The sequence below is a fragment of the Bacillus multifaciens genome, assembly GCF_030756675.1.
Lineage (GTDB): Bacteria > Bacillota > Bacilli > Bacillales > Bacillaceae_G > Bacillus_A > Bacillus_A multifaciens.
The window spans coordinates 77,081-87,544 of sequence record NZ_JAVBXD010000017.1 but is presented as its reverse complement, the minus strand read 5'-3'; the positions used below and the strand labels follow the sequence as shown (position 1 = coordinate 87,544).

Below are 10,464 nucleotides of genomic sequence, written 5' to 3'. Positions count from 1 at the left end.
TTCATGTAAGGGATGTGAGTGCAAAATCATGGATGTTTTTAGGAGGGACAAGAGCATCTGGCCGCGCAAAGCAGCGGTCAGTTCCTTTTCCTGCCACATACGAGGTTTAAAACACAAAGAGAAAGCGAGTGCATGGCATTTTTATTCCGCATAGTAGCGACTTATATGACGAAAAATTAAAATGGATTCATACATATAATATGATACGCTTTAAATTAAACAAATTTTCTTAAATAAACTAATTGTATTGTATGCTTTATACATTGTAACAGCATACAATATTTTCTCCATTAAAACATACAAAATCTTTTACACTTTTAGAGGAAGGCGCTTGGCTTAAAGCTTGCTTATCAGAAACAAATTATACATCGATTACAGTTATTGCTTTCAAACTTACAACAAAGAAAAAATACGCTAAAATCTTTCTCAAAATGAAGATTTTTTTCGACGAGCATAGGAAATTTATGTTATGATAAAAAAGATAAACTTTCATAAACTAATCAAGAATCTATAAAAGAAAGCAAGGGATCAGATTTTGTACAGAGCAGCCATTCCAAACTTATTTACGCTCGGAAATTTATATAGTGGATTTCTATCTATCGGCTACGCTTCATTAGGATACTACAAATCAGCGGCAATTTTAGTTTTAATCGGAATGATGCTAGATAGCCTCGATGGAAGAATTGCACGCCTACTTCGCGTCGATTCACAGCTCGGAAAAGAACTTGATTCATTAGCAGACGTAGTTACATTTGGTGCTGCACCCGCAGTATTGATGTATTACACATCCTTCTCTAATTACGGTATTATCGGATTATACATAGCAGGACTTTTCCCTCTATTTGGAGCATACAGATTAGCTCGCTTCAATGTAACACCATCATCAACATCTATGAAATATTTTACTGGTGTACCAATTACAGCTGCAGGTGGCCTTGTTGCCTTCCTTACTTTATTTTCACATACGATTCCAAAAATCGTACTCATTACAGTATTCGTGACATTCGCTTTCCTTATGGTTAGTCGTATTCGTATTCCAAGCATGAAAGATGTACCAATTCCAAAATATAGTATTATCGTGACACTCTTTTTAATTGGAGTCATTTATACGCTGTATAAAACAAGCTACGGTAATATTTCAGTGTTTTTATTCATCGCTATTCCGCTTTATATTTTGTATATGCTGTCACAATTTCTGAGACAACGTCCAACACAAAAAAAACGAGCAAACAAAGAATAATAAAGAAACCTTCCTAATCATAAGGAAGGTTTCTTTTTCATTTCGTCACAAGTTCTTTTTTATACACTGGCGTTAACGGTTCATTTCCTTCTAATACTGCTAAAATATTGCGTACTGCCATTTCTGCCATTGCATCGCGTGTCTCAATCGTTGCGTTTCCAATATGCGGTGTTAGCACAACATTTGTTAATTCTTTCAATCTCTCTGTAATTTTCGGTTCAAATTCAAAGACATCCAGCGCTGCTCCTTCAATTTCCTTTGTTTCTAAAGCATGAGCAAGCGCGGATTCGTTCATAATTGGCCCACGTGCCGCATTAATAATATAAGCCGTTTTTTTCATTAGTCTAAACTGTTCTTCAGCAATCATGTGATGCAACTTCGGATTATACGCACAGTTAATCGTAACAAAATCCGCTGTTTGTAATAGTTCTTCTAGCGTTACATATGTTGCCCCTAATTCTTGCTCCGACTCATATTTACGACTTGGTCCTGTATACACAATGTTCATCCCAAATGCTTTCGCTCGCTTGGCTACTGCCTTTCCAATTTCTCCAAGACCAATAATTCCAATCGTTTTCCCGTATACTTCACGCCCTAAGAAAAAGAGCGGTGCCCAGCCATTAAAACCAACTGTACGACATAGTGTATCTCCTTCTGGAATACGGCGCGCTGCCGCTAACAGAAGTGCAAATGTTAGCTCTGCTGTTGCCTCTGTAGAAACTTTAGGTGTGTTCGTGACCACTATATCCTTTTCCGCTGCATATTTATAATCAATATTGTCATATCCAGCTCCGTAGTTTGCAATAATTTTTAAATGCGGTGCTGCATCGATGACTTCTTTCGGAACTTTTGTTGAAAGTAAGCTTAATAATGCATCTTTATCTTTTACACGTGCTACTAGCTCTTCTGTGCCAATCAATTCTTCTTTATCATACATTTCCACATCGTAATCTCGTAACAACTGTAGTCCGATTTCTGGAATTTTTCCTGCTATTAAAATTTTCGCCATGTTTAAGCATCCTTTCTTTTTCACATAAAAATATGCTCATTCAATATTATTGTAAAAAATTCCGCCGAAAAAAGACAAGGAATTTGATCACATTATCATTAATCTAATCACTCTTTTTTACAAAATCGTGAAAAAAAGGCTGAATCTATTCAGCCCCTCACTACTATATATTCATTTTAATTTTTGACATTTAAGTCGCTGCTATGCAGAATTTAACATGGCCGCGACTTGCTTCCTTCTTTTGTTATAAACCTTGCATGTGGCAGAAAAAGGCCCTGACCGCTTCTATGCATGGCCAGATGCTCTCTCCCACCTAAAAAGAAATAGGGCTTTTAGGTCTAATTTGTATTTATATAGAAGTTTGTTTCACTTTATTTATCTCTTCCTTGTCCCAGCTTCACATCAATTGTTCCTTCTGCTACTGTATCACTAATTTGTTCTTGTATAACCGATTGCTCTGACTGATCTTTTTGTATGGCATTGCTCTGATTTGTTAACTTCCCAGTATCTTTATATTGTTGTTTTGCCATAAGAAAAACCTCCTTTTTTATTCAACGTTAGTGTAAACAAAGAAGGAGGTTTTCATCCTGCTATTCGCGAGCAGTAAGGAATAAAGCCTTCACTTCTGATGAAAGTTTCACTTTATCATAAAACATTCTCTTTTACATATTCGAGGGGTTTCATGCTTCGAATTCTTTTTGCAAATGTTGCAATATGCGTCACACCGTGATTACGAAGCGATTCTATATTTTCTTGTACGTAACTTCCTAAATCATTCGGAAAATGTGCATCTGACGAGATGGTAATCGGAACACCATGATGGACTAAACGCTGTAAAAATAAAGGACTCGGGCACATTTCCCTTACAGGATATCGATAATATAATCCAGCATTCACTTCCGTAGCTGTATTCGTTTCAATTAACGCTTTCGCAATTTTTTCGTAATATGGTAATTGCTCATTTTCATCTATGCGATAATTAAACACTTTTATATTATCTAAATGTGCAACAATATCAAATAAGCCAGAACGTATTGCTTTTTCTAACGTTTGAAAAAATGTCTCATATAACGCATGCAAATCATGCTGTCTAAAATAATTATCTGTATCTGGATTATCAAATCCCCATCCATTAATAAAATGAACAGAACCTATTACATAATCCCAATTTCCTAACGTTAATAGTTTCGCTAGTTCTTCTTCCCCGCCTATGAAATAATCTGCCTCTATCCCAAGCCGTAATGTCACGCCTCGTTTGCTCCATCTTTCTTTCGCCTCTTCAATTGCCATTGTAAAGTTTGTAATCGATTCTACCCTAACTTGATCTAGCCATTCTTTTTGCAGCTGTCCTAATTCTGTATTACGAATATCGACATAGCGCTCATAGTATTCCTTAGCTTCGCAAAAACGATATAAGTGGTCAACTATTCCAACTTCTCGTATTCCTTTCTGCACTGCTTCCTCTAAATATAAATCAATCCACTCCTGTGAAAATGCGCCTTCCTTTACACGCTTTTGCAAACGTTCCCCAGCTTTCAATATCCATTCCATTGAATGTTTCTCTTCCTCAATCGGTGTAAAATACTCGAGCGCTTCATTTGTACGAGATAACCACCGCATAGAATACGGTCCTTCTTCTAAATGAAGGTGATAATCTACTTTCATGTTTCTCCCCTCCTATAAGGCATCAATGTCTTTTCGTTCGCCCACTTTTGATAATTGACCTTGCCGCTTTTGTAATTCTTTTGTTATTTCTTGTAACGAGACATTTTTTTCTACGAGTAACACTAAGCAATGATACGTAAGATCCGCAACTTCTTTTATCAACTCGTCTTTTGTATTATTTTTCGCTGCAATGATAACTTCCGTACATTCTTCCCCTAACTTCTTTAATATTTTATCTTCTCCTTTTGTAAATAAGTAATTTGTATATGACTCAGAAACAAGATTATCTTTTCTCTGCTCAATCGTTTCATACAACTGTTGCAACACATCGTTCATTTTCTTGCCCCCTTATAGCACCTTATTATGAAAACATGATTTTTCTCCTGTATGACAAGCTACACCTATCTGCTGGACAACTACCATAATCGCATCTTGATCGCAATCTAAATATAATGATTTAACATACTGAAAATGCCCTGAAGTTTCTCCCTTATTCCACAAACCTCTTCGTGAGCGCGAATAAAACCACGTCGTTTTTGTCTCTACTGTTTTCTCATACGCTTCTTCATTCATATAAGCTAACATCAAAACGTCTTTTGTACCCTCTTCAATCACAACAGCTGGCAATAATCCTTTTGAAAAATCTGGTTTCACAATCTCACCTCAATTTGTTCTTTTTGCAACTTTTGTTTCGTTTCTTGAATCGTTGCCTCGCCGTAATGAAAAATGGAAGCTGCTAACGCGGCATTTGCCGATGTTCGCTGAAAAACCTCTGCAATATGTTCAATGGATCCACATCCCCCCGAAGCAATCACCGGAATACCAACCGCTTTTGAAACTGTTTCTGTTAACAATAAATCATAGCCATCTTTTGTTCCATCAGCATCCATGCTCGTTAACAGTAATTCACCAGCCCCTAGGCGTTCCACGCGCTTTGCCCATTCGACTACATCCATTCCTGTATCAATGCGGCCGCCATTTACATATACATTCCATTTGTTTTCTCCACTCTTCTTCGCATCAATTGCAGCAACTATACATTGAGAACCAAATTGCTCTGCACCTTCTTCAATTAATGCTGGCCTTTTCACTGCCGCTGAGTTTAATGAAACTTTATCTGCACCTGCCCGAAGTAATCCATACATATCTTGAACAGTGGAAATCCCGCCTCCTACTGTAAGAGGAATAAATACTTGATTTGCTGTACGCTCTACGACATCAATCATTGTTTTCCTATCTTCGTGTGTTGCTGTTATATCTAAAAACACAAGTTCATCCGCACCCGCTTCGTTGTATGCAGCAGCGATTGCAACAGGATCTCCAACATCTTGCAATCCTACAAAATTTACTCCTTTTACAACGCGACCATTTTTCACATCTAAACACGGAATAATTCGCTTCGTTAACATGCTCCTGTCACCTGCAATGCTTCTTCTAACATAACTTTTTTATCATATAGTGCTTTCCCTATAATCACGCCGTACAAGTTCATATTCTGTAACTTCTCAACGTCAGCAAGAGAACTCACACCACCAGAAGCAACAATTTGAAGTGAAATCTCATCTTTTAATTTTTGTAATTGTTCGAAATTTGGACCGGCGAGTGTTCCATCTTTAGAAATGTCAGTAAAAACAAGTGTCTGTACACCTACTTCCTCCATTTCCTTTGCTAATTGTACATATGACGTTTCAGATATATCTAGCCATCCTCGCGTTGCTACATATCCATTTTTCGCATCAATTCCAACGATAATTTTGTCGCCGTATAAACGAACTGCCTCTTCTAAAAATGTGCGATCATTCAATGCCGCCGTTCCAAGAATTACTTTCATCACTCCAACTGATAAAAGTGTTTCGATCCCAGCAAGCGAACGAATCCCTCCTCCAACTTGCACTGGAATGCGCACTGCTTTGCAAATGTCTTCAATGACAGAAAAGTTCTCTGAACGACCAGCAACTGCGCCGTCTAAATCGACAAGGTGCAATGCACGTGCACCTAGTTGTTCAAATAACAACGCCTGAGCAACAGGGTTTTCATTCATTACTGTTTCTTGTTGAAATTTCCCTTGATATAAACGAACGCAACGCCCATTTTTCAAATCAATAGCTGGGAAGACCTTCATGACTCGATAACCTCCTTAAAATTTCGTAACATTTGAATTCCTATTTCTCCACTTTTTTCAGGGTGAAACTGAGCTCCGAATACATTTTCTTTTGCAACAAGCCCTGGTACAAAATTACCGTACTCACTCCCACCAACTACAACTTCAATTGGACATTGTACATAATAAGAATGAACATAATAAACAAAGGGCTCTTCCTCTATTTCATTCCATAAAGGATGTTCCATTTTCTTTTGCAGCTGATTCCATCCCATATGGGGAATTTTATACGGCACATTTAATTTCCTTACTCTTCCTGGCAGCAAACCTAACCCTTTCGTTCTCTCAATCTCTTCACTTTCTTCAAACAAAAGCTGCATGCCTAAACAAATTCCTAAAAGCGGTTTTCCTGTTTGAGCAACCTTTTGTATAACAGAAATAAGTCCTTTTTCTTGTAAACAGCGCATCGCTCTTGGAAATGCACCAACTCCTGGCAAAATAACACCATTGCTATTTACAATTCTTTCTGCTTCATCTGTTACAACATACGTTGCACCAATATGCTTTAATGCTTGCTCGACACTTCGAATATTGCCCATTCCATAATCTACAATTGCAATCAAATTACAACAGTCCTTTCGTAGAATTTACCCCGGCAATTTTTTCATTTTTCTCAGTAGCCTCACAGAGTGCACGTCCAAATGCTTTAAAGAGCGCTTCAATTTTGTGATGCGTGTTGCTTCCATATAAAACACGTACATGTAATGTGATGTTCGCCGCATGAGCAACTGCCCGAAAAAATTCTTCTGTTAGCTCTGTATCAAAGTCACCAAGTTTGGGATTTGCAAATTCACCATCAAATACCAGATGCGACCTTCCGCTTATATCAACCGTAACAAACCCTAATGCTTCGTCCATTGGTACATAAGCTGTACCGTAACGGTTAATTCCCGCTTTATCACCAAGTGCTTCTTTTAAACAATTCCCCAGAACAATTCCAACATCTTCTACTGTATGATGAGCATCAATATATACATCACCATCGGCTTCAATTTGCAATCCGAAACGACCATGCTTTGCAAATAAAGTCAGCATATGATCAAAAAAACCAACTCCTGTTTGAATTGAAATTTCTTGATTCCCATCTAATTGCAGTGCTACTGAAATTTTTGTTTCTGTTGTACTTCTCGTTTGTTTTGCAGCGCGCATCACTTTTCTCCTCCCTTAAAACGAATCTCAATTGCTCTTGCATGGGCTTGTAACCCTTCTTTTTCCGCTAAATTGACAATATGATGTTGCACCTTTCCAAGAGCCTCTTTTGTATAAAATAAAAAGCTCGATTTTTTCATAAAATCATCAACAGATAATGGGGAAAAGAATCTTGCTGTTCCGCTCGTTGGTAACACATGATTCGGACCTGCCATATAGTCACCTAACGGCTCCGGCGCATATGGACCTAAAAATATAGAGCCTGCATGTTGAATTGACGAAAGAGCTGTCATTGGTTCCTTTATATGCAGTTCTAAATGTTCCGGCGCGATTTCATTCGAGAGATGAAATGCTTGCTCCAGCGATTCTACAACAAGAATTGCTCCGTTTCTATTAATGGATTCACGAGCTATTTCACTTCTCGGTAGGTTCATCAATTGTTTTTCTATTTCCCTATTCACTTCCTGTGCTAATTCCAAACAAGTTGTGATGCAAATAGCAGTTGCTCGTCTATCATGCTCTGCTTGTGATAATAAATCAGCCGCAATATATGCCGCATTTCCCGTTTCATCAGCAATAACAACAATTTCAGAAGGACCAGCAATCATATCGATATGAACGGAACCAAATACTTCACGTTTCGCTAATGCAACATATATATTTCCTGGTCCGACAATCTTATCAACACGCGGAATCGATTCCGTTCCGTATGCTAACGCAGCAATTGCTTGCGCTCCTCCCGCCGTATACACCTCATCAACCCCAGCAACTTTTGCGGCTGCTAAAATATGAGGGTCTACTCCTTCACGGTTTGGCGGTGTTACCATGACAATTTTATTGACGCCCGCAATTTTTGCTGGCAAAACATTCATTAGAACCGATGATGGATATGCTGCCGTTCCCCCTGGTACATACACGCCAACGGTTTGTAGCGGCCTAACAACTTGACCTCGAATTATCCCTTCTTCCTCTGTATCAATAAATGCCTGTCTTTTTTGCTTTTCGTGATATGAAATGATATTCTTTTTTGCTTCTTGCAATGCTGCTAAAAATGCTGAGTCGACACGTCTATATGCGATTTCCAATTCTTCTTCTGAAACTTGAAATTGAGCCAACTCTACTCCGTCAAAAGCCTTTGTATACGAAAAAAGCGCTTCATCTTTCTTTTCCTTTACATTTGTAACAATTTCCTTCACATCTTGTTGAATCGTTACTTCTACTGTATTTGCTTGTTCGCGAAGCTGTTTCACTTTACATAAAATAGTAGAATACTCCTCATATATAACGTCCATCTTTCCTTCCCCCTTTACTTCTTTTCTGCTACAACATTCTCTATTTTATTTATAATATTGAATATTTCGTCTTTTTTCATTTTTAAAGATGCTTTATTTACAATGAAACGTGCTGAAATGCCGCAAATTTCTTCGAATACGACTAAGCCGTTTTCTTTCAACGTTTGTCCTGTTTCTACAATATCGACGATTGCATCTGCTAATCCTAATAAAGGAGCAATCTCAACAGAACCTTCTATTTTAATAATCTCTACATCTTCTCCCTTCTTACGAAAGTATGCAGAAGTAATATTCGGATATTTAGTTGCAATCCTTTTTTTGTTATAACCATTTGGATTATAAGACAAAGTGGAAGCAACACAAACTTTACAACAGCCTACTCCTAAGTCAATCATTTCATATATATCATTCTCATATTCAAGTAAAATATCTTTCCCAACAATACCAATATCAGCTATACCATGCTCGACATATGTTACGACATCAACTGCCTTTACAAGAATAAATGAAATGTTTGCGTTCTTACTTTGAAAGACGAGCTTCCTTCCTTTATCTTTTAGCTCCGAACAATCAATACCAATTCGTTCAAATAGGGGAATTACATGTTTTTCTAACCTTCCTTTTGTTAACGCAATTTGAATGTTACGCATGAGGATTCTCCTTTTTTCCGCATAATCCATTTCCCTTTCCATACATACTGAGTTAACGTATCTCCTGATACATCAATTACCGTTTTTACATCGAGTTTTCTTGCAAATTGAAAAGTATCTTGTAAATTGTCTAACATGGATAGTTCTGCTTTCACACCATCTTTCCTAAATAAAGTACGTAATTTCTCTGCTTCTGAAATCACATCTAATGAGTAATATATGAGAGCGTCGATTTGTTTTTGATATGGTGTTTCCTTCCGTTCTTGTAAAGTCCGAACAATTTGATTTACTTGTATCGCTAATCCTACTGCAGATAAAGACCCTCCAAAATTCCCAATAAGTTCATCATATCTCCCGCCACTGACAATCTCTTCTCCAATATCACTTATATATCCACGAAAGATCACACCCGTATAATAATGAAGATGTTGAATCATCCCCAGATCAATCGAAATATACCCACCATACCCAAGACGTTCCATGTTTTCATATATATCTTTGATCCGTGTAATGGCTCGCTGCATCTCTTGACTGACAGCAAGTTTCTCAGCTTCTTCAACCACTTCTAATCCACCAAATAAACGAGGTAACTTTTGTAATAATTGCACCGTTTCATCTTGCATATCTAATTGCTGTTCTTGGAGAAACTGAGACAAAGCAGCATAATTTTTACTCTCAATACATTCTCGCAATGTATATTCATCTTCTTCTCGTAAAGACAACTTTTTCACAATGGACTTATACAGTTCCACTTGACCAATTTCAATTTTAAATGATTGAATACCTACTGATTGCAAGGCGACAATTGTGCTTACAATACACTCGATTTCAGCACGTATATTATCGATGCCGATAATCTCAATTCCAGTTTGTGTCATTTCGTTATATTTTCCTGTTAAAGATTCATTTGCCCTAAAAACATTTCCACTATAGGTTAATTTCAAAGGAGCTTCCATTCTTTTTGTTCCAATTACACGTGCCAGCGGGATTGTCATATCAGGTCTAAGAACGAGGATGCGTCCCTCAGAATCAAAAAACTTATACATCTTCTCCTCGTCAATCGGACGATTTTGAAACGCAAATACATCATAAAATTCGATCATAGGTGTCCGTATTTCTTCGTATCCCCTCTCAATAAATGTACGCCTTAACCTTTGTTCAGTCTCCTCCATTAATGTACATTCTTGAAACAGAAAATCTCTCGTTCCGTTTGGATTGGCTCGTTTCCATTTTTTCATCATCACACCTCCACTTTCTTAACACATGTATTTAAAAAATCTACAAAGATAACATATTGA

Annotated in this window: 13 protein-coding genes; 1 reads left to right on the top strand and 12 read right to left on the bottom strand. The window is 37.5% G+C overall.

Annotated elements, in window-relative coordinates; genetic code table 11:
- Positions 1-535: 535 nt before the first annotated feature.
- Positions 536-1,240, top strand: a complete 705-nt coding sequence (pssA, locus tag Q9306_RS12935) for a CDP-diacylglycerol--serine O-phosphatidyltransferase (RefSeq protein ID WP_306199008.1) — start codon at positions 536-538, stop codon at positions 1,238-1,240.
- Between the two features lie 37 nt (positions 1,241-1,277).
- Here the strand turns inward: pssA and Q9306_RS12930 are convergent, their stop codons facing one another.
- From Q9306_RS12930 to hisZ, 12 genes are all read right to left on the bottom strand, one after another.
- The gene (locus Q9306_RS12930) at positions 1,278-2,249 is read right to left on the bottom strand and encodes an NAD(P)-dependent oxidoreductase (protein WP_306199006.1); all 972 of its coding nucleotides are present in this window, start codon (positions 2,247-2,249) and stop codon (positions 1,278-1,280) included.
- 371 nt (positions 2,250-2,620) lie between these two features.
- Positions 2,621-2,779: a DUF4025 domain-containing protein gene (locus tag Q9306_RS12925; protein ID WP_306199005.1), complete on the bottom strand. Its 159-nt coding sequence runs from the start codon at positions 2,777-2,779 to the stop codon at positions 2,621-2,623.
- Between the two features lie 115 nt (positions 2,780-2,894).
- On the bottom strand, positions 2,895-3,914 hold the full coding sequence (locus Q9306_RS12920) for a histidinol phosphate phosphatase domain-containing protein (protein ID WP_306199003.1): 1,020 nt from the start codon (positions 3,912-3,914) through the stop codon (positions 2,895-2,897).
- Positions 3,915-3,926: 12 nt separating this feature from the next.
- Positions 3,927-4,250, bottom strand: coding sequence for a phosphoribosyl-ATP diphosphatase (locus Q9306_RS12915; protein ID WP_306199001.1), 324 nt, complete (start codon positions 4,248-4,250; stop codon positions 3,927-3,929).
- A 12-nt stretch (positions 4,251-4,262) separates the two neighbouring features.
- Entirely contained in the window at positions 4,263-4,568 is a 306-nt protein-coding gene (gene hisI, locus Q9306_RS12910) for a phosphoribosyl-AMP cyclohydrolase (RefSeq protein ID WP_306198999.1), read from the bottom strand.
- On the bottom strand, positions 4,565-5,323 hold the full coding sequence (hisF, locus tag Q9306_RS12905; protein ID WP_306198997.1) for an imidazole glycerol phosphate synthase subunit HisF: 759 nt from the start codon (positions 5,321-5,323) through the stop codon (positions 4,565-4,567). Before hisF ends, hisI begins: the two co-directional genes overlap by 4 nt.
- Positions 5,317-6,036 carry a 1-(5-phosphoribosyl)-5-[(5-phosphoribosylamino)methylideneamino]imidazole-4-carboxamide isomerase gene (hisA, locus tag Q9306_RS12900; protein ID WP_306198995.1) on the bottom strand — a complete coding sequence of 240 codons (720 nt, stop codon included), beginning with the start codon at positions 6,034-6,036 and terminating at the stop codon, positions 5,317-5,319. Before hisA ends, hisF begins: the two co-directional genes overlap by 7 nt.
- On the bottom strand, positions 6,033-6,638 hold the full coding sequence (gene hisH / locus Q9306_RS12895; RefSeq protein ID WP_306198993.1) for an imidazole glycerol phosphate synthase subunit HisH: 606 nt from the start codon (positions 6,636-6,638) through the stop codon (positions 6,033-6,035). The genes hisA and hisH overlap by 4 nt, the downstream gene beginning before the upstream one ends.
- Before the next feature lies 1 nt (position 6,639).
- Positions 6,640-7,224 (bottom strand): imidazoleglycerol-phosphate dehydratase HisB, encoded by a 585-nt coding sequence (gene hisB, locus Q9306_RS12890; RefSeq protein WP_306198990.1) that lies wholly within the window; start codon positions 7,222-7,224, stop codon positions 6,640-6,642.
- Positions 7,224-8,516 (bottom strand): histidinol dehydrogenase, encoded by a 1,293-nt coding sequence (hisD, locus tag Q9306_RS12885; protein WP_306198989.1) that lies wholly within the window; start codon positions 8,514-8,516, stop codon positions 7,224-7,226. The genes hisB and hisD overlap by 1 nt, the downstream gene beginning before the upstream one ends.
- A gap of 14 nt (positions 8,517-8,530) precedes the next feature.
- Positions 8,531-9,166 carry an ATP phosphoribosyltransferase gene (gene hisG, locus Q9306_RS12880; RefSeq protein WP_306198987.1) on the bottom strand — a complete coding sequence of 212 codons (636 nt, stop codon included), beginning with the start codon at positions 9,164-9,166 and terminating at the stop codon, positions 8,531-8,533.
- Positions 9,142-10,404 (bottom strand): ATP phosphoribosyltransferase regulatory subunit, encoded by a 1,263-nt coding sequence (gene hisZ / locus Q9306_RS12875; RefSeq protein ID WP_306198985.1) that lies wholly within the window; start codon positions 10,402-10,404, stop codon positions 9,142-9,144. The genes hisG and hisZ overlap by 25 nt, the downstream gene beginning before the upstream one ends.
- Positions 10,405-10,464: the final 60 nt, after the last annotated feature.